This is a genomic window from Streptomyces sp. NPDC057099, assembly GCF_042671245.1.
GTDB classification, from domain to species: Bacteria; Actinomycetota; Actinomycetes; order Streptomycetales; family Streptomycetaceae; genus Streptomyces; species Streptomyces purpurascens.
The window spans coordinates 1-23,833 of record NZ_JBHUTX010000015.1; the positions used below are offsets into that span (position 1 = coordinate 1).

Sequence of the window (23,833 nt, forward strand, 5' to 3'; positions counted from 1 at the left end):
CTCCCTCACCGCACCACCTCGTACAACACCTGCCCCCCAGGCCCCCGCCCCCCCACACGCAACCCCCACCCCCCGCCCCCCCCCCGCGGCCCCCCGCCCGCGCCCCCGGGGCGCGCCCCCCCCCGCCCCCGCCACGGTCACCGACGACGACTCCGGGGCCGAGAGCGCCCCCGAGGAGCGCCCGTTCCGCATCGTCGCCGTCACCTCCTGCCCCACCGGCATCGCCCACACCTACATGGCGGCCGAGTCGCTGGAGAACGCCGGCCGTGAGGCGGGCGTCGAAGTCACCGTCGAGACACAGGGCTCGGCCGGGTTCACCCGGCTCGACCCGGAGGTCATCGCGGCGGCGGACGGCGTGATCTTCGCCCACGACGTGTCCGTACGGGAGAAGGACCGCTTCGCCGGCAAGCCGACCGTCGACGTCGGTGTGAAGGCGGGCATCAACCGCCCCGCCGAACTCATCGCCGAGGTACGGGAGAAGGCCGCGCGCGGCGAGGTCACCTCCGGCTCCCCGGGCACCACGCCCGTCGAGCGCGCCGGCGACTCCGGCGAGGGCTACGGCACCAAGCTGCGCAAGTGGCTGATGTCCGGCGTCAGTTACATGGTGCCGTTCGTCGCGGCGGGCGGTCTGCTGATCGCCCTCGGCTTCGCGATCGGCGGCTACAAGGTCAACAAGGCCCCGTCGGTGATGGACCACTTCCTGTGGACGCAGGCCGACAGCTGGGCGGCCCTGCTCTTCCAGATCGGTGGCGTCGCCTTCGGCTTCCTCGTCCCGGTCCTGGCGGGCTACATCGCCTACGGCATGGCCGACCGGCCCGGTCTGGTGCCCGGCTTCGTCGGCGGCTCGATCGCACTGACCATCAACGCCGGTTTCCTCGGGGGCCTCGCGGCCGGTCTGATCGCCGGTGGCGTGGTCATCGCGATCCAGAAGGTGAACATCCCGGCGGCGCTGCGCGGCATCATGCCGGTGGTGGTGATCCCGCTGATCTCCTCGGCGATCGTCGGGTTCCTGATGTTCGTCGTCATCGGCAAGCCCATCGCCGAGGCGCAGAAGGGCATGACCGACTGGCTGAACAGCCTGTCCGGCGCCAACGCCATCCTGCTCGGCACCCTCCTCGGCCTGATGATGTGCTTCGACCTCGGCGGGCCCGTCAACAAGGTCGCCTACACCTTCGCCACGGCCGGTATCGCGGTCTCCGACCCCAGCGACTCCGCGATGAAGATCATGGCGGCGGTCATGGCGGCCGGCATGGTGCCCCCGCTGGCGATGGCCCTGGCCACGACCGTGCGCGGCAAGCTCTTCAACGCCACCGAGCGCGAGAACGGCAAGGCCGCCTGGGTGCTCGGCGCCTCCTTCATCTCCGAGGGCGCGATCCCGTTCGCCGCGGCCGACCCGCTGCGCGTCATCCCGGCCTCCATGGCGGGCGGCGCGATCACCGGTGCCCTGTCGATGGCCTTCGGCGCCACCCTGCGCGCCCCGCACGGCGGCATCTTCGTGGTCCCGCTGATCGGCAACCCGCTGCTCTACCTGGTCGCCATCGCCGCGGGCGTCTGTGTCACGACCGCCCTGGTGATCGTCCTGAAGGGCATGCGCAAGCAGGCCCCGGGCGCCACCGCGGCCCCCGGCGAGGGCACCGCGGCCCCGGCGGCGGAGACCAAGCAGCCGGTGGCGGCGTGACACCCGAAGCGGTCCGTCCCTTTCGTGGCGTGTGAACCGTTCATGCCACCTGCGAGATAGATCACGAAAATCACGGCCCGGGACCGAAGTCCCGGGCCGTGGTGTCTACTGGAACGCATGCCTGAGCACCTCTCCGGGTGGCCCGAAGGCCACTCACTCCCCGCTCTCCCGCAACAGCGGCAGACAGGCCCCCGGTCGGAGTCCGTGGAGCTGACCACGGAGGAGAGAGACGCCTTCACCGAGCTGGTGCGCCAGTTGGGCGGAGGCCGGGGCGTCTAGGAAGGCCGCGACGGCTCCTACGAGAGCTGCGCCGCCCGCCGCTCCATCGCCTCGCGCGCCGCGTCCTCGCTGACGTACACCTCGCACATGTGCCGCCCGTCCGGCGTCGCCGTGTGCTCGACCTCCCAGAGGGAGAGCTCCTCGCCGTCACCCAGCAGGAACGCGTGCTCGTAGAGCGAGAAGCCCAGCCCCGCCCGGCCGGCGCGGCAGGGGCGGCCGAAGGCCTGGGTGATCCGGTGGCCGGACGCCGTGGCCAGCAGCGCCGCCGTGTCCGCGCCCGGCCGGTCCGTGTTCTCCGCCCGGCGCAGTAAACGGCGCGCGTGGTCCGCCGAGTCGTCGCTGGCATAGGCGTGCCGGGGCACGGGGACCGGTGACAGCTGCACCGTCACCGGCAGTTCGAAGTCGGGCGTGTCCGGCGGCAGCGGCAGACGCGCGGTCGCGGCCCGCAGCTCCTCCTCGTCCACATAGACCTCGTGCTGCGGTTCGCTGCCCGGAGCGGTGTTGTGGACGAGCTCCCAGAGCGTGAGCGCCGAACCGTCGGCGAGCAGCCACGTGTGCCGGTACGTCTCCCGGTGCAGGCCCGCGCTGTGGTGCGCGGAGTGCAGCGAACCGTCGTGGGCCAGGGCGCAGTCCAGCCGCCGGATCGTCTCGTCCGGTAGCTCGAAGGAGTTCAGGGCGCGGCCGAGGAGTCGCGCGAGGTGCTCCTCCGGAGACTCGGGCGAGTCGTGGGGTTCGTACGCTGCCGTCTCGTACGGAACGCTCAAGGTTTCTCCCGGCGTTGCTGCATGTCACCTTGTGGGTGCATACCGTAGCCCCTCGGTCGGACATCATGTCCGGGAACCGAGAAAACGTACGTCCGGGAAAACGCGCGGGCCGCGCGAATGGTTCCCGCGCGGCCCGGTCGGTCCGTCAAAAACCCCAGTTGGGGCGGCTGTTCAGTCGCTCACGACTCGCTGCCCGCGACCCACTGGCTCCAGTCCATGTTCCAGCCGTTGAGCCCGTTGTCCGGCGACACCGTCTTGTCGGGGGAGTTCTTCACGATCACCACGTCCCCGATGAGGGAGTTGTCGTAGAACCACTTGGCGGGCGTGCTGCCCCCGGCGCCCTGGACGTCCGCGAGGCCGACGCAGCCGTGGCTGGTGCCCTGGCGCCCGAAGGGTGGGTTGCCCTTGTTGTACCAGTAGTTGCCGTGGATGAACGTGCCGGACGTCGTCAGGCGCATCGCGTGCGGCACGTCCGGGATGTCGTACTCACCGCCGAGACCGACCGTCCGGCTGTTCATACGGGTCTGCGTGAACTTCTCCGAGATCACCATCTGCCCGTTGTACGTGGTGTGCTCCGGGCTGCCCGCCGAGATCGGGATCGTCTTGATGGTCTTGCCGTCCCGGACCACCGTCATGGTCTGCGTGTTGACGTCGACCGTGGAGACCTGCGAGCGCCCGACGGTGAAGGTGACCGTCTTCTTCTGCACGCCGTAGACGCCGTTCGCGCCCTCGACCCCGTCCAGGTCGATCTTCATCGTCACCTTGGAGCCGGCCTTCCAGTACTCCTCGGGCCGGAAGTCGAGCCGCTGCCCGTTGAACCAGTGCCCGACCACCTTCTGCCCGCTGCTGGAGGTGACCGTGATCCGCGACTGCACGGCCTTCCGCTCGGTGATGGCCTTGTCGAAGGTGAACGACACCGGCATGCCCGCACCGACCGTGGTGCCGTCGTCCGGCGTGTACGTCCCGATGAAGCTGTTCGACGACGACACCGTCGTGAAGATCGAGTTGGCGGCGGCCGTCCGGCCGTCCGAGTCCTTCGCGGTCGCGGATATCTGGTACTTCGTGCCGCGCTCCAGCTGCTCCTTCGGCTTCCACGCCTTGCCGTCGGAGGAGATCGAGCCCGGCACGGCCTCACCGTCGCCCGCCAGCGTCATCTTCACCTCGGTCAGCTTCCCGTCGCTGACCTTCACACCGGTCGAGTTGATGGACGCGCCCGTGGAGCCGTCCTTCGCCGAGATGGCTATCTTCGCGACGGACGTGTTGCCCGTGCCCTTGCCGCCCTTCTCGTCGTCCTTGGCGGTGGCGCTGCCACCGCAGGCGGTGAGCGTCAGGGCGCCGACCATCAGGGCGGCACAGGCCCCCAGTGTGCGCCGCGCGGCAATGTCCGGCGTTGTCACGGGCTGCTCCCAGTTCGTGTGATGTGAGTGATCCGCTCCAGTACGTGAAGCAAGAGGGGCCCGGCGGCCGTTCGGGTTCCGTCCGACCGCCAGGAACGACATCACCGTTACATTGCCGGGACAATGTCCGGCACCGCTGTGGAGCCGCTGTGCGGTGCCCGGCCGCTCAACGGCCCGCGTACAACTCCCCGTACGACGGCCACGCCCCGCCCGGGCCGTCGACCGACTCGGCGGCGCGCACCGCCCCCACGATCGCCCGGGTCACCACATCGGCGCCCGCCGCGAGGACCTCGTTGAGGGCGAGCGGGTCCGCGGCGTCCAGGGCGCGCTCTCCCGTCGCCAGCGTGAACACCGTGTCCCCGTCGTTGAGCAGGTGTACCGGCCGCACCGCGCGGGCGATGCCGTCGTGCGCCGTGCCGGCCAGCTTCTGCGCCTGTGCCTTCGACAGATCCGCGTCCGTGGCGACCACCGCGAGCGTGGTGTTGAGCGGCGGAGGCGCGCTCCTCGCGGCCGTCTCGGCGAGGCGCCGCCGTGCGGCCTCATGGACCTCCGTCTCCGGATACTCCACCCGTCCCTGGAACAACTCCCCGTACAGCACCCCCGTTTCCGGATCCACCGTCGAACCCGCCGCGTTGGCCACCACCAGCGCGGCCACCGTGACCCCCGAGCCGAGCACCGTGCTCGCGCTGCCGATACCGCCCTTCACCACCCCGGTCACCGCCCCCGTACCTGCGCCCACGCACCCCTGGGCCACCCGCGCGCCGGGCCCGCTCGCCGCCGCCGCCTCGACCGCGGCACGGCCGGTGGCCGCGTCCGGCCGGGCCCGGAAGTCGCCGCCCCGCCCCAGATCGAAGACACAGGCGGCGGGCACCACCGGCACGACATGCGCCGGATCCGCCCCGACCCGGATCCCGCGCCCCCGTTCCTCCAGCCAGGCCATCACCCCCGAGGCCGCGTCCAGCCCGTAGGCGCTGCCGCCGGTCAGCACGATCGCCTCGACCTTCCGCACCACGTTGCGCGGGTCGAGCGCGTCCGTCTCCTTGGTGCCGGGGCCACCGCCCCGCACGTCCACGGCGGCCACGGCCCCGCCCTCCGGGGCGAGCACGACCGTGGTGCCGGTGAGCCAGCCGTCGCCGGCGCGGGTCGCGTGCCCCACACGCAGGCCGGAGACATCCGTCAGAGCGTCCACCAGAGCGTCAACTGTCATGGCGCCCAGTGTTGTCCAGTCGTCGGCCCTCGCGGGTGCACCGGGCCGGACGGCGCGCTCAGCCGGCCGGGCTCGACGACTGCCGGGCCCTCGCCGGGCGCGCGGCCAGAGTCTCTCCCGCCACCACCGACAGCACGCAGACCACGCCCGCCGTGAGCACCGCCCAGTCACCCAGGAACGTGCAGCAGATCACCAGCAGTGCCGTCGTCGGCAGCACCAGCTGCTGGGCGATGCCCGCCTTGAAGTGACGCGAGTGCAGGGCCCACACGGTCAGCAGATACAGGGCCGTCGGCAGGGTCACGGCGGCCGACGCCGCCAGCAGGGAGATGTGCGCCTCGCCGACCGTCTGCTCCACCGCCACCTCCAGCCCGGCCCCGATCGCGGCCGCCGAGGCGAAGACCACGTAGTGGCCGTAGCCCCACAGGAACGCCTGCCGGTTGGAGCGCAGATGGCCGTGGATCGGGACCACGAAGTAGATCCACCACGCGGCGAAGATGATCAGCAGCCCGCCCGACGCGATGGGGAGGAGCTCGCCCAGCGCGTCGTTCTCGTCGATACCGGACTTCACGGCGATCGTGGCCGCGGCGATCGTCTCGCCGAGCACGATGATGGTGAACAGCCCGTAGCGCTCCGCGATATGGCGGGGATGCCAGGACGTGGGACGGCCCCGCTCCGCGAAGAGCGGCACGCACATCTCCAGCAGCGCCATCACCAGGAACCACCAGGGCCGGGCGCCCTCGGGCAGGAGCAGCAGCCCCAGCCAGCCGACCTGGCAGAGCAGCACCCCGCCGGCGTAGCGCAGGGCCGTCGTACGCTCCGCGCCCTCGGCGGCACGGGCCGCCCGCAGCCACTGCGACGCCAGGGCCAGCCGCATGATCACGTAGCCCAGCCAGACCACGAGGTAGTCGTGGTCCTCGAACGCCTGTGAGACCCCCGCCGCGAGGACCAGCACACCCGCGATCTGCACCAGCGTGACGACCCGGTACAGCACGTCGTCGTTGTCGTACGCCGAGGCGAACCACGAGAAGTTCATCCAGGCCCACCACACCGCGAAGAAGATCATCGCGTAGTCGAGGATCCCCTCGCCGGCATGGCCCTCGGCGACGGAGTGCACCAGCTGGATGCCCGCCTGGGCGACGGCCACGACGAAGCACAGGTCGAAGAAGAGCTCCAGCGGCGAGGCCGTCCGGTGCGCCTCGTCGCGTCCGCGGGCCCTGAGCCTGCGCAGCGGTCCCCGGTCGGCGGGCGGGCCGGAGGGGACGGGCGGGGGAGTGGGGCTGGGCGTCATGATTCCCAGCACAACAGAAGGCGCGGGGATTTTCTCCGCGACCGTACCCTGGACGCATGAGCAGCGCCCCCGATCCCCAGCCGCCCGCGCCGAAGCCGGCGCTGGTCTTCGACGACCCGCTCGACCAGCAGTCCTCCGACGACACGGACCGCGGCTGGGGCGAGCGCACCGACTCGGGCGGTGGCGCGGCCGACCTCAAGCGCTTCCTCGACGAGAAGCCGCCCCACCACATCTGAGCCGGCGCTACCGCTCCTGCTGGTCGTGCCCCGCACCACGCTGTGCGACCAGCGTGTCCCGGATCTCCTTCAGCACCTCCAGCTCGGTCACCTCGATGACCTCCTGTGTGCCTTCCTTCGCCTTGCGGCGGGCCTCCTGCCGGGCCAGGTACTTCGCCATGGGCAGGACCATCAAGAAGTAGACGACCGCCGCGGTGATCACGAAGCTCATGGCGGCGCCGAGAACGGAACCCCACAGGATCTGGATGCCTTCCTCGCCCTGGCACGTCGAGCTCAGGCATGAGCTGTAGTGGTCGAGGTTCTTGGTCCCGATGGCTCCGACGACCGGGTTGACGATCCCCTTCACCACGGCGTTGACGATGTTCGTGAACGCGGCGCCGATCACCACCGCCACGGCCAGATCGACGACGTTCCCGCGCATCAGGAAGGCCTTGAAGCCCTCCCAGAGGCTCGGTTCCTTCTTCTCGCTCACCTCGGGGCCTTTCCTCGCACGAGCAGCTTATGGAACAAAACGCTCCGCAACCTACGTCACGCTTGGGCCGAATCGAGCACCTGGGTCCCTCGAACGAGGGCCTTGACCAGATCGTGCACAGCATCACCACAGGGTCACCGCCAACCGTGCCGTCGCGCTCGCCCCGGCGAGCCGGGCGGCGGTGGCACGCGGCACCGAGAGGACGACCAGTGCCCCGCCGTCGGTCGCGCCCTCCAGGGGCTCCGGCACCTTCGTCACCCTGGCCCCGCGCGCGACGACACGGGCGTCGCCGCCCGACACCGTCCCCTCGGCGGCGATGACGTCGACCCGGTCGCCCGGCCGCAGCAGCCGTACCGTCGCCGCGTCGGCGATCCGGATCGGGGCCGTCACCGGGCCCGTCGCACCCGCACCCGCACCCGCACCCGCTCCCGCCACCGCCGCACCCGCCCCCGCGGCATCACGCGTCCGCCCGGACCGCTCCCCGGACACCGAGGCCGTGTGCGCGGGGGACTGGGCCCGGGGCTGACCACGGGCCCCGTCACCGTCACGCGGTCCCGCCGCCACCAGCGCGGTCGCGGTGACCGCGAGCCCGACGGCCAGGGCCCGCCGCCGGTGCCGCCCGAGCCGGCCCGACCGGTACCGGCCCCCGCGCACCCGCACGGGATCGAAGCGCGGCACCTCACGCGTCGCGGGCACCTCGGGGCCGGGCGGGAGTGCGGCGACGGGGGAGCCGCCGAAAAGAGCGGACGTGAGCGGAGCGAGGGACACGGGAACCACCACCTGCGACGAGGACCGGCTTGCGCTCCCCACGATGAGGCTTCCCGCCGCCGCCCGCTCGGGCCTGTGGACCTACCCCGGCCTGTGGACAACTCCCTCACCCGAACGGCGAGTTCCGCCGCCCCACCACCACGGCCCGCCACCAGACGCGCACCACCAGACGCCCACCAGCTACGGCAACACGAACCCCGGATCCATCCCACCCAACGCCCCGCCACACAGACAGTCCCGCTCGTCCTCCCCCGGCAACCCGGCCACCGCGTCGAACAGCACCCCCCGCAACCGCCCCACGTTCGCCGCGAACACCCGCAGCACCTCGTCGTGCGAGACGCCCTCCCCGCTCTCGGCACCCGCGTCGAGGTCGGTGACCAGGGTCAGGGACGTGTAGCAGAGCTCCAGCTCACGGGCGAGGGCCGCCTCGGGATGCCCGGTCATCCCCACCACCGACCAGCCCTGCGCCTGGTGCCACAACGATTCGGCACGGGTCGAGAAGCGCGGCCCCTCGACCACGACCAGCGTGCCGCCGTCCACCGGCTCCCAGTCCCGGCCGCGCGCCGCCTTCAGCGCCACGGCCCGCCCGGCGGAGCAGTAGGGGTCGGCCAGCGACACGTGCACCACGTTCGGCACCGACCCGTCGGGCAGCGGCTCTCCGTCGAAGTACGTGTTCGCGCGGGACTTCGTGCGGTCGACCAGCTGGTCCGGCACCAGCAGCGTGCCCGGCCCGTACTCGGGACGCAGTCCGCCCACGGCGCACGGGGCGAGCACCTGGCGCACGCCGACCGAGCGCAGGGCCCACAGGTTGGCCCGGTAGTTGATCCGGTGCGGCGGCAGATGGTGGCCCCGCCCGTGCCGCGGCAGGAAGGCGACCCGCCGGCCGGCGATGTCACCGAGGAAGAGGGAGTCGCTGGGCGGCCCGTACGGGGTGTCGACCTGGACCTCGGTCACGTCGTCGAGGAAGGAGTAGAACCCGGAGCCGCCGATGACGCCGATCCCGGCGCCCTGCCCGTCCACCGGGCCCGCCACGTCCGTCGAGCCCGCCACGTTCGCCTTGTTCGCCATGTCCGCACCCTAACCGCACGCGGAAACGCCGAGGACCCCGTCGCCCGAAGGGCGGCAGGGTCCCGTGGAAATCAGGCCTTACGCGGCGGTGGTGCTGCTGCTGGTGGAGCTGCCCGTGCCCGACGAGGAACTCGAGGACGAGCTCGACGAAGAGCTCGAACCGGAACTCGAGCCGGAGCCCGAACCGGAGTCGGAGGACGATGAGGAGCTCGACGACTTCGCCGGGGAGCTGCTCGACGAGGAGCCGCGGCTGTCGTTCCGGTAGAAGCCGGAGCCCTTGAAGACGATGCCGACCGCCGAGAACACCTTCTTCAGGCGGCCCGCGCAGTTCGGGCACTCGGTGAGGGCGTCGTCGGTGAACTTCTGCACCGCCTCGAGGCCCTCGCCGCACTCGGTGCACTGGTACTGGTAGGTCGGCACTGTCTTCCTCCTGGCACTCTCACTCGATGAGTGCTAACGACGGTCCATAGTGACGTATTCCAGCCGCTCAGTCCACTGCCACCGGCACGCGGTGACCCACGCCACGTGCGACCGTCCGCCCGTGGGCACGCCCCGCCAGCCGGGAACGCAGGGCCAGGAGGGTCGCCAGGGCGAGCACGGTGCCGCCCATGGGCACCAGGAAACCGGCACCGCCCCACAGGCGGTCCTCCAGCTGCCCGGCGATGCTGACGGCCGCCGCCTGGCCGAGTGCCACCGCGCCGGTCAGCCAGGTGAAGGCCTCGGTACGGGCACCGGCCGGGACCAGGCCGTCGACCAGGGTGTAGCCGGTGATCAGGGCGGGCGCGATGCACATGCCGACCAGCAGGCCGAGGCCGGCCAGGACCGGTACCGAGTGGGCGGCCCACAGGCCCGAGGCGGTGAGGGCGAGTGCCGTGTAGCCGATGACCAGGCGCCGCTGCGGGGCCGCCTTCCAGGCGATCGCGCCGCAGACGAGGCCGGAGATCATGTTGCCCGCCGCGAAGACGCCGTAGAGGACACCGTTCAGGCCCGGTTCGCCGATCGACTCGGTGAACGCGGCCAGCGAGACCTGCATGCCGCCGAAGACGGCGCCGATGCCCAGGAAGGTCACGATCAGCACGCGCACACCGGGGACGCGCAGCGCGGAAGCGTGCTCCACGCGCGCGTGCCCGCCGTCCTCGACGGAGGGCTGGGTGCTCTTCTGCGCGGCGAACAGCAGACCGCCGATCAGTGTCAGCGAGGCCTCGGTGACCAGTCCGGCGGCCGGGTCGATCGCCGTGCACAGCGCGGTGGCCAGCAGCGGTCCGACGACGAAGGTCAGTTCGTCCGTGACGGACTCGAAGGCCGCCGCGGTGGTCATCAGGGGCGAGTCCTTGAGCTTCACGCCCCAGCGGGCCCGCACCATGGGCCCGACCTGCGGCACCGAGGCGCCGGTCGGGACGGCCGCCGCGAACACCGCCCACAGCGGGGCGTCCAGCAGCGCGAGCGCCGTCAGCGTCAGGCCGGAGACCGCGTGCAGCAGCACCCCGGGGATCAGCACGACGCGCTGTCCGTGGCGGTCGGCGAGGCGGCCGCTGTAGGGCGCGAACAGGGCCATGGAGACACCGGTGACGGCCGCGGCGGCGCCCGCCGCTCCGTAGGAGCCGGTGGTGTGCTGCACCAGCAGCACGATGGAGATCGTCAGCATCGCGAACGGCTGGCGTGCCGCGAAACCGGGGAGCAGGAACGTCCAGGCGCCGCGGGTGCGCAGCAGCCGACCGTATCCGGGGCGGGCGGAAGCCGTCGATTTCTTCGAGGTCCTCGAGTTCTTCGACTTCTTCGAGGTGACCGTGGATGCCACGGCCCGTGCCTTTCTGCCGCCTGGTAGCACGGCCCGGCGGGCGGGCGGCGCCGAGAGCTGTCCTCTTGCGCGGAACTGCGGTAGATGCCGGGGCCCGCTGAGGGGGGACGTCCCGACCGCCATACGGTCGCGCCAGCTCTGCGTCAGACAGAGTTGGTTCGATCTTGGGTCAGACGTTCATCGTACAGGCACCGAGTACAGGCACTGAGTACAAGCACCGAGTACAAGCACCGAGTGCAGGCACCGAGCCTCAACGACCCGCCCCGTCCGTCCCCAGCCATCCGGCCAGCTTGCCGCCGTGGCCCACCGCCCGCAGCCGCTTCTCGGTCGCGTCCCGGACCGGATCCGTGGCCACGACGAGGAGCTCGTCCCCGCGTTGCAGCACGGTCGTGGGGAGCGGAACGAACGATTCGTTCGCGCGCACGACGAGCGTCACGGCCGCGCCGGGCGGCAGCCGCAGCTCGCCCACCTCCACGCCGTGCATCTTCGACCCCTCGGGGATCGCCACGGACAGCAGATGCCCGCGCAGCCGCTCCAGCGGGGCCGACTCGATGCCGAGGTCGGCGGCCTCCGAACCGTCGCCCAGACGCAGCTTGCGGCCCAGCCACGGCAGCGTCGGGCCCTGGACCAGGGTGTAGACGACGACCAGGACGAAGACGATGTTGAAGATCCGGCGGCTGGCGTCGACGCCCTCCACCATGGGGATGGTCGCCAGAATGATGGGCACGGCCCCGCGCAGTCCCGCCCAGGACATCAGGGCCTGCTCGCGCCACGGCACCCGGAACGGCGTCAGGCAGAACACCACGCTCAGCGGACGCGCCACCATGGTCAGCACCAGCCCGATGGCGAGCGCGGGCACGATGTCGTCGCCCAGCTCGTGCGGACTGACCAGCAGGCCGAGCAGGACGAACATGCCGATCTGGGCCATCCAGCCGAGCCCGTCGGCGAAGCCGCGCGTGGCCGGCCAGTGCGGCAGCCGCGCGTTGCCCATCACCATCGACGCGAGGTACACCGCGAGGAACCCGCTGCCGTGGGCCAGCGCGCCCGCCGCGTACGCCACCGTCGCGATCGCCATGACGGCGATCGGGTAGAGGCCGGAGGCGGGCAGGGCCACGTGCCGCAGCCCCCAGGAGCCCAGCCAGCCCACCGCGAGCCCGATGGCCGCGCCGATGGCCAGCTCCAGCAGGATCACGCCCAGCAGGACGTACCAGTGCTCGACCGGGCCCGCCGTGGACAGGGAGACCACGAGGATGACCACGGGCGCGTCGTTGAAGCCGGACTCCGCCTCCAGCGTGCCCGTCACGCGCGCGGGCAGGGGCAGTTTGCGCAGCACGGAGAAGACGGCCGCCGCGTCGGTCGAGGAGACGACCGCCCCGATGATGAGCGCCTGCCGCCACTCGAGACCGATCAGGTAGTGCGCGGCCGACGCCGTGATCCCGACGCTCACCGCGACACCGGCCAGCGCCAGTGCCGTGGCGGCCGGCAGGGCCGGCTTGATCTCCTTCCACTTCGTGCCGAGACCGCCCTCGGCCAGGATCACGACCAGGGCCGCGTATCCGATGACCTGGGTCAGTTCGGCGTTGTCGAAGTGGATGTCGCCCACGCCGTCCTGGCCCATGGCGACGCCTATGCCCAGGTAGACGAGCAGGCTGGGGAGCCCGCTGCGCGAGGAGATCCGTACCGCTGCGACGGCGACGAGCAGGACGAGCGAGCAGACGAGCAAGAGCTGGTTGAGGTGGTGAACAGTCAGCGGCCGAATCCTTCCCTGGCCCGCACGCACACGCGCGTGGGCTCTCGTACATCGCACATGAAGCTGTGGCGCACCGCGCCAACTACTTCGTTACCTTACCTAACTCTTGACGATTTCTTGACACTTCCGAGGGCAAGATCGAACATTCGTCCGTGCTGGTTCCCGACTCCGCGTCAAGGGGCGCGAGACCCTGCGCCTATCGTTGCTCCAGCGCTCAGTTAAAAGCACAGCCGAACCTGCCGCTCGCGTTAGGACAGCAAGGACAGCGATGCCCCCCAACACCACCGCCTCCACGGGTCAGCAGCCCGGCAAGTCCGGCAGGAGAAAGGGGCGCAAAGCCCGACTGGTCCTGCTTGTCCTGGTGCTGGCCCTCATCGGGGGCGTCGCCTTCGGGGGGTACTGGTCCGTCAGCACCGTCCGGGCCTCCTTCCCGCAGACCAAGGGAACCCTCACGCTCAAGGGCCTCTCGGGGCCCGTCGAGGTCAAACGCGACAACTACGGCATTCCGCAGATCTATGCCTCGTCCGACGCGGACCTGTTCATGGCGCAGGGCTACGTCCAGGCGCAGGACCGGTTCTACGAGATGGACGTACGCCGCCACATGGCCTCAGGGCGGCTGTCGGAGATGTTCGGCAAGAGCCAGGTCGACAACGACGAGTTCCTGCGCACGCTCGGCTGGGACCGCGTCGCCAAGAAGGAGTACGACACCAAGCTGTCGGCCTCCACGAAGAAGTACCTCCAGGCGTACTCCAAGGGGGTCAACTCCTACCTCCAGGGCAAGGACGGCAAGGACATCTCCCTGGAGTACGCGGCGCTCGGCTTCACGAATGACTACAAGCCGCAGAACTGGAGCCCGGTCGACTCGGTCTCCTGGCTGAAGGCGATGGCCTGGGACCTGCGCGGCAACATGCAGGACGAGACCGACCGCGCCCTGCTGACCAGCCGCCTCGGCCCGAAGCAGATCGCCGACCTGTACCCGGAGTACCCGTCCGGCCGCAACAAGGCGATCGTCCAGGAGGGCCAGTACAGCGAGCTGACCGGCACGTTCGAACAGGGCGGCACGAGCGGCACGTCCGGCACGTCCGGCGGCTCCACAGGCACCGGCTCCTCCGTCGGCACCGGGGGCACCGCCGCCGGCAGCTCCGCCGGCTCCGGTACGGAGGGTCTCCAGAGCCAGCTCACCGGCCTCACCAAGGTCCTGGACGACCTCCCGCCGGCGGTCGGTGTGAACGGCGACGGCATCGGATCCAACTCCTGGGTCGTCTCCGGTGAGCACACCATCACCGGCAAGCCGCTGCTGGCCAACGACCCGCACCTGTCGCCCTCGCTGCCGTCCGTCTGGTACCAGATGGGCCTGCACTGCCGCAGCGTCTCCAGCGCGTGCCAGTACGACGTCAGCGGCTACACCTTCGCGGGTATGCCCGGCGTGATAATCGGTCACAACCAGGACATCGCCTGGGGCATGACCAACTCCGGCGTCGACGTCACGGACCTCTACCTGGAGAAGATCACCGGCAACGGCTACCAGTACGACGGCAAGATCAAGCCTTTCCAGACGCGCGAGGAGACCATCAAGGTCGCCGGCGGCGAGTCCAAGAAGATCGTCGTCCGCGAGACCGACAACGGGCCCCTGCTGTCGGACCGCGACGAAGAGCTGGTGAAGGTCGGCAAGAAGGCCGGCGTCAACACCGCCGCGCCCGACAGAGGCGACGGTTACGGTGTCGCCCTGCGCTGGACCGCGCTGCAGCCCGGCACCACCATGGACGCCGTCTTCGCCATGGACAAGGCGAAGGACTGGAACGGCTTCCGCAAGGCCGCCGCGCAGTTCGAGGTGCCCTCGCAGAACCTGATCTACGCGGACACCCAGGACAACATCGGCTACACCCTCCCGGGGAGGATCCCCGAGCGCGCGGAGGGCGACGACGGCTCGATCCCCGCGCCCGGCTGGGACCCCAAGTACCGCTGGACCGGCTACATCGACCAGGACGCTCTGCCGTACGAGTACAACCCGAAGCGGGGCTACATCGTCACCGCCAACCAGGCCGTGATCGACCCGGACAAGTACCCCTACACGCTCACCACGGACTGGGGCTACGGCACGCGCAGCCAGCGGATCAGCGATCTGATCCAGTCGAAGATCAAGAACGGCGGCAAGGTCTCCACGGACGACATGCGCCAGATGCAGCTCGACAACAGCAGCGAGATCGCCCGGCTGCTGGTGCCCACGCTGCTGAAGATCGACCCCGAGAACAAGGACGTCCGCGAGGCGCAGAAGCTCCTCGAGGGCTGGGACTACACCCAGGACGCCGACTCGGCCGCCGCGGCCTACTTCAACGCGGTCTGGCGCAACATCCTCAAGCTCGCCTTCGGCAACAAGCTGCCCAAGGAGCTGCGGCCCAAGGGCCAGTGCCTGTGGGTCAAGCCGGTCAACATCACCGGGCCCGCCGACGAGACCGAGGAGGCCCGCGAGTGCGGCCAGCGGGACCCCGACCAGGCGCAGCCCGACGGCGGCGACCGCTGGTTCGAGGTGGTCCGCAAGCTGATGGAGCAGCCCAAGAGCGACTGGTGGAAGACGCCCGAGGCGGGCACCCGTCCCGAGGCCGTCAACCGTGACCAGCTGTTCAGGCGGGCCATGATCGACGCCCGCTGGGAGCTGACCGCCAAGCTCGGCAAGGACATCGACAGCTGGAGCTGGGGCCGGCTGCACCGCCTGTTCCTGGACAACCAGACCCTCGGCAGCGAGGGCCCCGGTTTCGTCCAGTTCGCCCTCAACCGCGGCCCGTGGGAGCTCGGCGGCGGCGAGGCGACGGTCAACGCGACCGGCTGGAACGCCGCCGGCGGCTACAGCGTCGTCTGGGTGCCGTCCATGCGGATGGTCGTGAACCTCGGCGACCTCGACAAGTCGAAGTGGATCAACCTCTCCGGCGCGTCCGGGCACGCCTACAGCGCCCACTACGTCGACCAGACGGACAAGTGGGCCGAGGGCGAACTGCTGCCGTGGTCCTACTCGGACAAGGCGGTCGAGGACAGCGCGACCGACAAGCTGGTGCTCAAGCCGTGAGCCGCTGACGCCCGCACCACGAGAACGGCCCTCCACGCACGCGTGGAGGGCCGTTCTCGTCGCCGGTATCAGTCGGCGGGCCGGCTGAACCGCCGCACCCCCGAGGGAGTCACCACCGCGTGCACCGGCCGGTCGTGCGCCTCCTCCGGGACCCGCTCGATCACCTCGGAGTCGTACAACAGCACCACCAGGGACGGCCGGGCGTCCGCCCGTTCCAGCCGCGCCAGGACACGGTCGTACGAGCCGCCGCCACGCCCGAGCCGCATCCCGCGCGTGTCGACCGCGAGCCCCGGAAGCAGCACCGCGTCGGCACCGGTCACGGCGTCCGGTCCGAGGCGCTCGCCGGAGGGCTCGAAGAGCTCCATCCGGCCGCCGCCGTGCCGGACACGCGCGAGCGAGCCCTCGTCTTCGTAGACGCCCCAGTCCAGATCGTTGTCGGCCAGCAGGGCCGGAAGAAGGACGCGCACGCCCCGGGCGCGCAGCGTGTCCAGGAGCGCGAGGGTCCCCGGTTCACTCCCCACGGAGACGTACGCCGCGACCGTGCCGGCCCGCGCCAACTCCGGCAGTTCCAGCGCCCGCGCGGCCAGTGCGGCCGAGGTTTCCCGCAGGTCATCCGCCGTCAACCTGTTCCTCACCGAGAGGAGCCCTCGCCGCAAACTCCGCTTGTCAGGCTCGCCCGGACGCCCGATGTGACTCAATGGTTGCTCCCGTATCGTGCTAATACGCTCATATGAGCGTCCATGAACCGGAGCCGCAGATTCCGCCCAAAGGCACCGGATATGGTGGCGGACATGACTCAGGCACACCCTCGGATCAGCAAGGCTGTCATTCCCGCAGCAGGCCTCGGCACCCGGTTCCTGCCGGCCACCAAAGCCACTCCCAAGGAGATGCTGCCGGTCGTCGACAAGCCGGCGATCCAGTACGTGGTCGAGGAGGCCGTCGGCGCGGGTCTCGACGACGTCCTCATGGTGACGGGCCGCAACAAGCGCCCCCTCGAGGACCACTTCGACCGCAACTACGAACTGGAGTCGGCGCTTCAGAAGAAGGGCGACGCCGGCCGCCTCGCCAAGGTCCAGGAGTCCAGCGACCTCGCGACCATGCACTACGTCCGCCAGGGCGACCCCAAGGGCCTCGGCCACGCCGTCCTGTGCGCCGCCCCGCACGTCGGCGAGGAGCCCTTCGCCGTCCTCCTCGGTGACGACCTCATCGACCCCCGCGACCCCCTGCTCCAGCGCATGGTCGAGGTCCAGGAGCAGCACGGCGGCAGCGTCATCGCGCTCATGGAGGTCGCCCCCGAGCAGATCCACCTCTACGGCTGCGCCGCCGTGGAGACCACCGAGGACAGTGACGTCGTCAGGGTCGGCGGTCTCGTCGAGAAGCCCGACCCGTCCGACGCCCCGTCGAACTACGCGGTCATCGGCCGCTATGTCCTCGACCCGCACATCTTCGACATACTGCGCCGGACCGAGCCGGGCCGCGGCGGTGAGATCCAGCTCACGGACGCCCTCCAGCAGCTCGCGGCCGACGAGAAGATCGGCGGCCCGGTGCACGGCGTCGTCTTCAAGGGCCGCCGCTATGACACCGGCGACCGCGGCGACTACCTGCGTGCCATTGTCCGACTCGCATGCGAACGTGAAGACCTGGGCCCGGACTTCCGGACCTGGCTTCGCAGTTACGTAGCCGAGGAGATGTAACACGTTGAGCAGCGCCGCGCCCCGCACCCCGGTCCAGGACCACTCGGGCCCCGACCACCTCTGGTCGGTGGACGAGCACCTGGAGGACATCCTCACCACCGTCCGCCCCCTGGAACCCATCGAGCTGCAGCTGCTCGACGCGCAGGGCTGCGTCCTGGTCGAGGACATCACGGTGCCGGTGTCCCTGCCGCCGTTCGACAACAGCTCCATGGACGGCTACGCGGTACGGGTCGCGGACGTGGCGGGCGTGAGCGAGGAGTTCCCGGCGGCCCTGGAGGTCGTCGGGGACGTGGCGGCGGGCCAGGCCGAGCCGGTCCATGTGGGCCCCGGCCAGGCGGCCCGCATCATGACCGGCGCCCCGCTGCCGCCCGGCGCCGAGACCGTCGTGCCCGTGGAGTGGACCGACGGCGGGCTCGGCGAGGGCCCGGTGCACGGCATGCGCGCCCGCAGCCTCGGCCCCGAGGGCGCCTCGGGCCATGTGCAGGTGTACCGCCCGGCCGAGGCACGCGCGCATGTGCGCGCGCAGGGCAGCGATGTGAAGGCCGGCGACCGCGCCCTGCGGGCCGGCACGATCCTCGGCCCGCCCCAGATCGGCCTGCTCGCCGCGATCGGCCGCGGCACCGTACGCGTCCGCCCGCGCCCGCGCGTGGTGGTGCTCTCCACCGGCAGCGAACTCGTCCAGCCCGACGAGAGGCTGCGCACCGGTCAGATCTACGACTCCAACAGCTTCGCCCTCACCGCCGCCGCCCGCGACGCCGGCGCCATCGCCTACCGCGTGGGCGCCGTCGCCGACGACGCCGAGACCCTGCGCTCCACCATCGAGGACCAGTTGGTCCGCGCCGACCTGATGGTCACCACGGGCGGTGTCAGCGTCGGGGCGTACGACGTCGTCAAGGAAGCCCTCTCCCATGTGGGTGACGAGGACGAGGCGGGCAGCGGCATCGAGTTCCGCAAGCTCGCCATGCAGCCCGGCAAGCCCCAGGGCTTCGGCTCCATCGGCCCCGACCACACCCCGCTGCTGGCCCTGCCCGGCAACCCGGTGTCGTCGTACGTCTCCTTCGAACTCTTCGTCCGCCCCGCGATCCGCGCCCTCATGGGCCTGCCGGACGTCCACCGGGCGACGACCCGGGCCACCCTGGCCGCCGACAAGGCGCTGACCTCGCCGAAGGGCCGCCGCCAGTTCCTGCGGGCCACCTGCGCCGACGGACGGGCCACCCCGGTCGGCGGCGCCGGATCCCATCTCGTCGCGGCGCTCGCCCACGCGGACGCCCTGATCGTCGTCCCCGAGGACACCGAGTCCGTCGAGCCCGGCGCCGAGGTCGAGGTGGTCCTGCTCGGCTGAGAGCCGCTGGTTGGGGGTACCGTGTCGCGCACAGCAGGCCCGGACCGGGAGCGCCACACAGCATGAGCACGCAGGATCCCCCTACGCAGGACCGACTGACGCACATCGACGACGCCGGCGCCGCCCGCATGGTCGACGTCTCGGAGAAGGACGTGACCGCGCGCACCGCCCGAGCCAGCGGACGCGTGCTCGTCTCGCCCCGCGTGATCGAACTGCTGCGCGGCGAGGGCGTCCCCAAGGGCGACGCCCTCGCGACCGCGCGGATCGCCGGAATCATGGGCGCCAAACGCACCCCCGACCTGATCCCGCTCTGCCACCCCTTGTCGGTATCCGGTGTGAAACTGGACCTGTCGGTCGCGGACGACGCCGTGGAGATCCTGGCCACCGTGAAGACCACGGACCGCACGGGGGTCGAGATGGAGGCCCTCACCGCGGTCTCCGTCGCCGCGCTCACCGTGATCGACATGGTCAAGGCGGTCGACAAGGGAGCGGTCATCACGGACGTACGGGTGGAAGAGAAGACGGGCGGTAAGTCGGGCGACTGGAGCCGGGCATGACGTATCGCGCTCTCGTCGTCACCGCCTCCAACCGGGCCGCCGCCGGGATCTACGAGGACAAGGGCGGCCCGCTGATCTCAGCAGGTCTGAAGGGCTTCGGCTTCGAGGTCGACGGACCGCAGGTCGTCCCCGACGGCGACCCCGTGGAGGCGGCCCTGCGCGCCGGTGTCGAAACCGGCTACGACGTCATCGTCACCACCGGCGGCACCGGCATCTCGCCCACCGACCGCACCCCCGAGGCGACCCGCCGGGTGATCGACCACGAGGTGCCGGGCATCGCCGAGGCCATCCGGGCGTTCGGCCGGGAGAAGGTGCCGACCGCGGCGCTCTCCCGGGGCCTGGCCGGAGTGGCCGGCGCGACGCTGATCGTCAATCTGCCCGGGTCCAGCGGTGGTGTGAAGGACGGACTTGCCGTCCTGGAGCCGCTGCTGGTCCACGCCGTCGAGCAGCTCCGGGGCGGCGACCACCCCAGACCCGGCACGGGGGGTGCGAGCTGAACAGCGCATCCTGGCCCGTCGAGCTGGTGGACGGCGACATCGTCCTCCGGCCGATAAAGCTGCGCGACCAGCGGGCATGGCGCGAGGTCAACCGGCGCAACCGCGACTGGCTGCGCCCCTGGGAGGCCACCATCCCGCCGCCCGCGCCCGGCGGGCCGCTCGCGCACCGCCCGACCTTCCGCCAGATGGTGCGGCACCTGAGGTCGGAGGCGAACGCGGGCCGGATGCTGCCCTTCGTCATCGAGTACCAGGGGCGGCTGGTGGGGCAGTTGACGGTCGCCGGGATCACCTGGGGCTCGATGTGCTCGGGGCACATCGGCTACTGGGTGGACGAGTCGGTGGCCGGGCGCGGGGTGATGCCGACGGCGGTGGCGCTCGTCGTGGACCACTGTTTCCGCACCGTCGGACTGCACCGCATCGAGGTCTGCATTCGCCCCGAGAACGGGCCCAGCCGCCGGGTCGTGGAGAAACTCGGATTCCGCGAGGAGGGGCTCAGGCCCCGTTATCTCCACATCGACGGGGGCTGGCGCGACCACCTCGTGTTCGCGCTCACGGCGGAAGAGGTGCCGGACGGGTTGCTGCGCCGCTGGCACCGGGCACGATCGCAGAGTAATCCGGGAATCCGGCACCGCCCCGGAAATTGAATATGTGTTCGAAAATGATCGGCCAGTGACCGTCTCAGGGCAATGAATTCCCGGCCTGGGCGGTCTGCTGATCGCATCGGTCACAAAAAAAGTTCGAAATATCAGCCAGATCGTGCGACACACCGGCTCAATTGGCAGATGGCCTCACGCAAACCCCTCTACGGTGTGAGACGTGAGCAGCAGCGGCCTCATCTACGCAGTCATTGTCGGGGCCTGGGCCGCCTACTTGGTGCCGATGTGGCTCCGTAGGCAGGACGAGCTGAACGAGGCCCGTCCGACGGAACGCTTCAGCACCGCCATCCGGCTGCTTTCCGGCCGGGCGGGGATGGAGCGCCGGTACGCCAAGGACCTGCGGGCGCGCTCCACCGAGGAGGGGGAGCAGGGCGCCGACGATCCGGATGCCGTCACCGACTCGGTGGACGTCCGGGCCTTCGCCGTGTCCAAAACGCGTCCGCAGACCCAGGCACCCGTACCGTCGCCCGCCCCGGAGCAGCCGGCGCGAGCGGCGCAGCCGGCCCGTCCGGCACCCGCGTCGAACGCGGCGTCCGCGGCCCGCGGGGAGGGCCGTGTGCCCGCCGCCCGTCGCCGCCCGTCACCCCAGGCCCAGGCGGCCGCAGCGCGGGCCCGGCGCTCGAAGGTGCTCGCGCGCCGTCGGCGCACCACCACCATGCTGTTCCTCGCCTTCACCCTCGGCGCGATCGTCGCCGCGGTCGGAGGGCTCGCGTTCCTGTGGGCGCCCGGCGTGCCCGCGGTCATGCTCAGCGTGTACATCGCGTACCTGCGCACCCAGGAGCGCCGCCGCTTCACTTACCAGATGGACCGCCGCCGGGCCGAGATCGCGGCCCAGCGGCTGCGGGAGCGGCAGCGCCAGCCCGGCCGGCGCGTCGCCGACGAGGAGTCCGACGAACCGGAGGACGGACCCGAGCCGGTGACCGACCCCGGCCTGTCCGCCCTCGCGGCCGACCGGCGCGCACTCGTCGAGCAGACCGACCACGCCGAATGGGTCGACCAGCAGCGTGAGCGGCAGCGGCGCCCCGGGCAGGGCGACAGCTGGGACCCGGTGCCGGTGCCCCTGCCGACCTACGTCACCGCACCGGTCGCCCCCCGGGCCACCAGTGACGTGGATCTCGGGGCCCCCGACACCTGGAGCTCGGCACGGTCGAGCTCCGTCACCCCGGACCTGGAGGGCGACGCCGACCTCCCCGGCGAACCGGAGCCCCACCCCGAGGAGCGGGGCGACGACGACGGGCGCACCGACGCCCGCCGCGCGGCCTCCGCACGGCGGGCCCGGGAGCGCGGCCGCACGCCGCTGTTCGACCAGTACGAGGACGGGGACCGGCCCCGGGCCGCCAACGAGTAGCCCCCGAACCCGCAGGTGACCGCCCCTCGGGAACGGATTTCCAAGCAGGGCGATCGGGGTGCTAAAGTTTCACTCGTTGCAAGGGCCTGTGGCGCAGTCCGGTAGCGCACCTCGTTCGCATCGAGGGGGTCTGGGGTTCAAATCCCCACAGGTCCACGCACGCAGCTCAGAGCCCCGGTCGGGAATCCCGACCGGGGCTCTGACGTATGTTCAGCGCCCCACGCGTCAGAGGCTCTTGGCGAAGCAGCGGCTCGACTCGTAGTGCCGGTAGTAGCCGAACTTCCCGCACGGCTCGTAACCGCTGGACGTGTAGAGGGCTATGGCCTCCGGCTGCTTCGTGCCGGTCTCCAGGACCATGCGGGTGCGGCCCGCCGCGCGGGCGTCCTCCTCCAGGGCGGCCAGGATGCGGCGCGCCAGGCCCCGGCCGCGCATGCCGTCGACCACGTACATGCGCTTGATCTCGGCGTCGCCGTCCAGGTTGCCCTCGTGGTTCGCGTCCTGGGTGCGCCAGCCGCCGGAGGCGACGGGGGAGTCGTGCTCGTCGTACGCGATCAGGTAGGTGCCGTTCGGCGGTGCGAAGTCCTCGGCGGCCATGGTCGTGGCGTCGCCGCCGTCGCCGTAGCGGACGTGGTACTCGGCCTGGACCTGGTCGTTGAGCTTCGTGGCGTCGGGGTGGTCGAAGGGGACCCGGCGTATTTGCATGCTGTGTACCGTATGTCAGCTCATCTGGGGTCGGGAGCCCGGAGGGTTCGGCCGGTTCCGGGCGTGACAACGCGCACCGGGTGTGTGGAGCATCGCGGTATCGCAGCGTGTGGCGGAGAAACGGGGGATCACATGTCGGTACGTCGTGCTGTGTCGTGTCTGGCCGCGGTCGGACTGTGTCTCGGGGTGGCCGCGACCGGAGCGTCGGCGTCATCGGGGCCGGCGGCGGGGGAGCGGGTCGCCGCGCCGCCCGGCGCTCAGGCCCAGTGGTGGCGTTCGGGCTTCTACGAGATCGAACGACGGTGTGACGAGGATCGCAAAGCCAAGGAACACAAGGGCGTCCCCACCAATCCGACGGACGGCTGCTTCCGGAACGCAAACGGGTACTACTTCTCGTGGTACGGCAGCTTCTGGGACTGACGTCCGGAACTGGACCTCGTCCAGTGTGCCGGTATCGTGCCGGGGTGCTGACTGTTACCTCTGTGAATGTGAACGGGCTGCGTGCCGCCGCGAAGAAGGGCTTCGTGGAGTGGCTGGCGGCGACTGACGCCGATGTGCTGTGCCTGCAGGAGGTGCGGGCCGAGCCGGGGCAGCTGCCCGAGTCCGTGCGGGCGCCCGAGGGGTGGCATGTGACACACGCGCCGGCCGCCGCCAAGGGGCGGGCCGGGGTGTCCCTCTACAGCCGCCGCGAGCCCGACCGGGTCCAGGTCGGGTTCGGGTCGGAGGAGTTCGACGGCAGCGGGCGGTATGTGGAGGCCGACCTGCCGGGCGTCACCGTCGCCTCCCTCTATCTGCCCTCGGGTGAGGTCGGCACCGAGCGGCAGGACGAGAAGGAGCGCTTCATGGGCGAGTTCCTCCCCTATCTGAAGGGCCTCAGGGAGCGCGCCGCCGCCGAGGGGCGCGAGGTCCTGGTCTGCGGCGACTGGAACATCGCCCACCAGGAGGCCGACCTCAAGAACTGGCGCGGCAACCGGAAGAACTCCGGGTTCCTGCCCGAGGAGCGGGAGTGGCTCACCCAGGTCTTCCAGGAGGCGGACGGGGGGTACGTCGATGTCGTGCGGTCGCTGCACCCGGACACCGAGGGGCCGTACTCGTGGTGGTCGTACCGGGGGCGGGCCTTCGACAACGACACGGGGTGGAGGATCGACTACCACGTGGCCACGCCCGGGCTCGCCGGGCGGGCGGTCAAGGGGTTCGTGGAGCGGGCCGCCACGCATGAGGAGCGGTGGTCCGATCACGCGCCCGTGACCGTCGTGTACGAGAGGTAGGGG

General features: G+C 71.0%; 24 protein-coding genes and 1 tRNA gene. 13 read left to right on the top strand and 12 right to left on the bottom strand.

Annotated elements, in window-relative coordinates; translation table 11 throughout:
• Positions 1-1,678, top strand: a 1,678-nt coding sequence (locus ACFT4A_RS20305) for a PTS fructose transporter subunit IIC (RefSeq protein ID WP_382832098.1), incomplete at its 5' end; no start/stop codon positions are given.
• A gap of 117 nt (positions 1,679-1,795) precedes the next feature.
• On the top strand, positions 1,796-1,957 hold the full coding sequence (locus ACFT4A_RS20310) for a hypothetical protein (protein ID WP_382832100.1): 162 nt from the start codon (positions 1,796-1,798) through the stop codon (positions 1,955-1,957).
• A 17-nt stretch (positions 1,958-1,974) separates the two neighbouring features.
• Here ACFT4A_RS20310 and ACFT4A_RS20315 read toward each other — a convergent pair whose 3' ends face one another.
• The 4 genes from ACFT4A_RS20315 to ACFT4A_RS20330 form a co-directional block, all read right to left on the bottom strand.
• Positions 1,975-2,721 (bottom strand): DUF6227 family protein, encoded by a 747-nt coding sequence (locus ACFT4A_RS20315; RefSeq protein WP_382832102.1) that lies wholly within the window; start codon positions 2,719-2,721, stop codon positions 1,975-1,977.
• A 179-nt stretch (positions 2,722-2,900) separates the two neighbouring features.
• A complete protein-coding gene (locus ACFT4A_RS20320) occupies positions 2,901-4,118 on the bottom strand; it encodes an Ig-like domain-containing protein (RefSeq protein WP_382832104.1) in 1,218 nt (405 codons plus the stop codon).
• Positions 4,119-4,284: 166 nt separating this feature from the next.
• Positions 4,285-5,325 carry a P1 family peptidase gene (locus tag ACFT4A_RS20325; protein ID WP_382832106.1) on the bottom strand — a complete coding sequence of 347 codons (1,041 nt, stop codon included), beginning with the start codon at positions 5,323-5,325 and terminating at the stop codon, positions 4,285-4,287.
• Between the two features lie 58 nt (positions 5,326-5,383).
• Positions 5,384-6,613: a low temperature requirement protein A gene (locus ACFT4A_RS20330; RefSeq protein ID WP_382832107.1), complete on the bottom strand. Its 1,230-nt coding sequence runs from the start codon at positions 6,611-6,613 to the stop codon at positions 5,384-5,386.
• A gap of 56 nt (positions 6,614-6,669) precedes the next feature.
• Here ACFT4A_RS20330 and ACFT4A_RS20335 point away from each other — a divergent pair, with 56 nt between their 5' ends.
• Positions 6,670-6,849, top strand: coding sequence for a hypothetical protein (locus tag ACFT4A_RS20335; RefSeq protein ID WP_382832108.1), 180 nt, complete (start codon positions 6,670-6,672; stop codon positions 6,847-6,849).
• Between the two features lie 7 nt (positions 6,850-6,856).
• On the opposite strand, the gene mscL is transcribed toward ACFT4A_RS20335, so the two are convergent.
• The 6 genes from mscL to ACFT4A_RS20365 all read right to left on the bottom strand — a co-directional run bounded on the left by mscL (position 6,857) and on the right by ACFT4A_RS20365 (position 12,735).
• Complete coding sequence (gene mscL, locus ACFT4A_RS20340) at positions 6,857-7,321, bottom strand: large conductance mechanosensitive channel protein MscL (protein ID WP_382832109.1); 465 nt, start codon at positions 7,319-7,321, stop codon at positions 6,857-6,859.
• A gap of 123 nt (positions 7,322-7,444) precedes the next feature.
• Positions 7,445-7,999, bottom strand: a complete 555-nt coding sequence (locus ACFT4A_RS20345) for a hypothetical protein (protein WP_382832323.1) — start codon at positions 7,997-7,999, stop codon at positions 7,445-7,447.
• Positions 8,000-8,269: 270 nt separating this feature from the next.
• Positions 8,270-9,157, bottom strand: coding sequence for an S-methyl-5'-thioadenosine phosphorylase (locus ACFT4A_RS20350; protein ID WP_382832111.1), 888 nt, complete (start codon positions 9,155-9,157; stop codon positions 8,270-8,272).
• Between the two features lie 78 nt (positions 9,158-9,235).
• A complete protein-coding gene (locus ACFT4A_RS20355) occupies positions 9,236-9,577 on the bottom strand; it encodes an FmdB family zinc ribbon protein (protein WP_382832112.1) in 342 nt (113 codons plus the stop codon).
• Positions 9,578-9,644: 67 nt separating this feature from the next.
• Complete coding sequence (locus tag ACFT4A_RS20360; RefSeq protein WP_382832114.1) at positions 9,645-10,955, bottom strand: MFS transporter; 1,311 nt, start codon at positions 10,953-10,955, stop codon at positions 9,645-9,647.
• Between the two features lie 250 nt (positions 10,956-11,205).
• Positions 11,206-12,735 (bottom strand): potassium/proton antiporter, encoded by a 1,530-nt coding sequence (locus tag ACFT4A_RS20365; RefSeq protein ID WP_382832115.1) that lies wholly within the window; start codon positions 12,733-12,735, stop codon positions 11,206-11,208.
• Between the two features lie 238 nt (positions 12,736-12,973).
• Here ACFT4A_RS20365 and ACFT4A_RS20370 point away from each other — a divergent pair, with 238 nt between their 5' ends.
• A complete protein-coding gene (locus tag ACFT4A_RS20370; RefSeq protein WP_382832117.1) occupies positions 12,974-15,766 on the top strand; it encodes a penicillin acylase family protein in 2,793 nt (930 codons plus the stop codon).
• Positions 15,767-15,834: 68 nt separating this feature from the next.
• Here ACFT4A_RS20370 and ACFT4A_RS20375 read toward each other — a convergent pair whose 3' ends face one another.
• Positions 15,835-16,464: a 5-formyltetrahydrofolate cyclo-ligase gene (locus tag ACFT4A_RS20375; protein WP_382832119.1), complete on the bottom strand. Its 630-nt coding sequence runs from the start codon at positions 16,462-16,464 to the stop codon at positions 15,835-15,837.
• A 93-nt stretch (positions 16,465-16,557) separates the two neighbouring features.
• Here ACFT4A_RS20375 and galU point away from each other — a divergent pair, with 93 nt between their 5' ends.
• From galU to ACFT4A_RS20410, 7 genes are all read left to right on the top strand, one after another.
• Entirely contained in the window at positions 16,558-17,460 is a 903-nt protein-coding gene (gene galU, locus ACFT4A_RS20380; protein ID WP_382832121.1) for a UTP--glucose-1-phosphate uridylyltransferase GalU, read from the top strand.
• A gap of 4 nt (positions 17,461-17,464) precedes the next feature.
• Complete coding sequence (gene glp / locus ACFT4A_RS20385; RefSeq protein ID WP_382832122.1) at positions 17,465-18,802, top strand: gephyrin-like molybdotransferase Glp; 1,338 nt, start codon at positions 17,465-17,467, stop codon at positions 18,800-18,802.
• A gap of 62 nt (positions 18,803-18,864) precedes the next feature.
• A complete protein-coding gene (gene moaC, locus ACFT4A_RS20390; RefSeq protein ID WP_193479936.1) occupies positions 18,865-19,359 on the top strand; it encodes a cyclic pyranopterin monophosphate synthase MoaC in 495 nt (164 codons plus the stop codon).
• The gene (locus ACFT4A_RS20395; protein ID WP_382832124.1) at positions 19,356-19,856 is read left to right on the top strand and encodes a molybdenum cofactor biosynthesis protein B; all 501 of its coding nucleotides are present in this window, start codon (positions 19,356-19,358) and stop codon (positions 19,854-19,856) included. The genes moaC and ACFT4A_RS20395 overlap by 4 nt, the downstream gene beginning before the upstream one ends.
• 23 nt (positions 19,857-19,879) lie before the next feature.
• A complete protein-coding gene (locus ACFT4A_RS20400) occupies positions 19,880-20,500 on the top strand; it encodes a GNAT family N-acetyltransferase (RefSeq protein ID WP_382832325.1) in 621 nt (206 codons plus the stop codon).
• Between the two features lie 172 nt (positions 20,501-20,672).
• Positions 20,673-21,860: a gephyrin-like molybdotransferase receptor GlpR gene (glpR, locus tag ACFT4A_RS20405; RefSeq protein ID WP_382832126.1), complete on the top strand. Its 1,188-nt coding sequence runs from the start codon at positions 20,673-20,675 to the stop codon at positions 21,858-21,860.
• Between the two features lie 82 nt (positions 21,861-21,942).
• Positions 21,943-22,016: transfer RNA gene (locus ACFT4A_RS20410), tRNA-Ala, on the top strand.
• Between the two features lie 69 nt (positions 22,017-22,085).
• Here the strand turns inward: ACFT4A_RS20410 and ACFT4A_RS20415 are convergent.
• Positions 22,086-22,562: a GNAT family N-acetyltransferase gene (locus ACFT4A_RS20415; RefSeq protein ID WP_382832128.1), complete on the bottom strand. Its 477-nt coding sequence runs from the start codon at positions 22,560-22,562 to the stop codon at positions 22,086-22,088.
• Between the two features lie 186 nt (positions 22,563-22,748).
• Between ACFT4A_RS20415 and ACFT4A_RS20420 the strand changes: the two genes are divergently transcribed.
• Positions 22,749-22,982 carry a hypothetical protein gene (locus tag ACFT4A_RS20420; RefSeq protein ID WP_382832130.1) on the top strand — a complete coding sequence of 78 codons (234 nt, stop codon included), beginning with the start codon at positions 22,749-22,751 and terminating at the stop codon, positions 22,980-22,982.
• A 23-nt stretch (positions 22,983-23,005) separates the two neighbouring features.
• Positions 23,006-23,830: an exodeoxyribonuclease III gene (locus ACFT4A_RS20425; RefSeq protein WP_382832132.1), complete on the top strand. Its 825-nt coding sequence runs from the start codon at positions 23,006-23,008 to the stop codon at positions 23,828-23,830.
• The last annotated feature ends 3 nt before the right edge of the window (positions 23,831-23,833 follow it).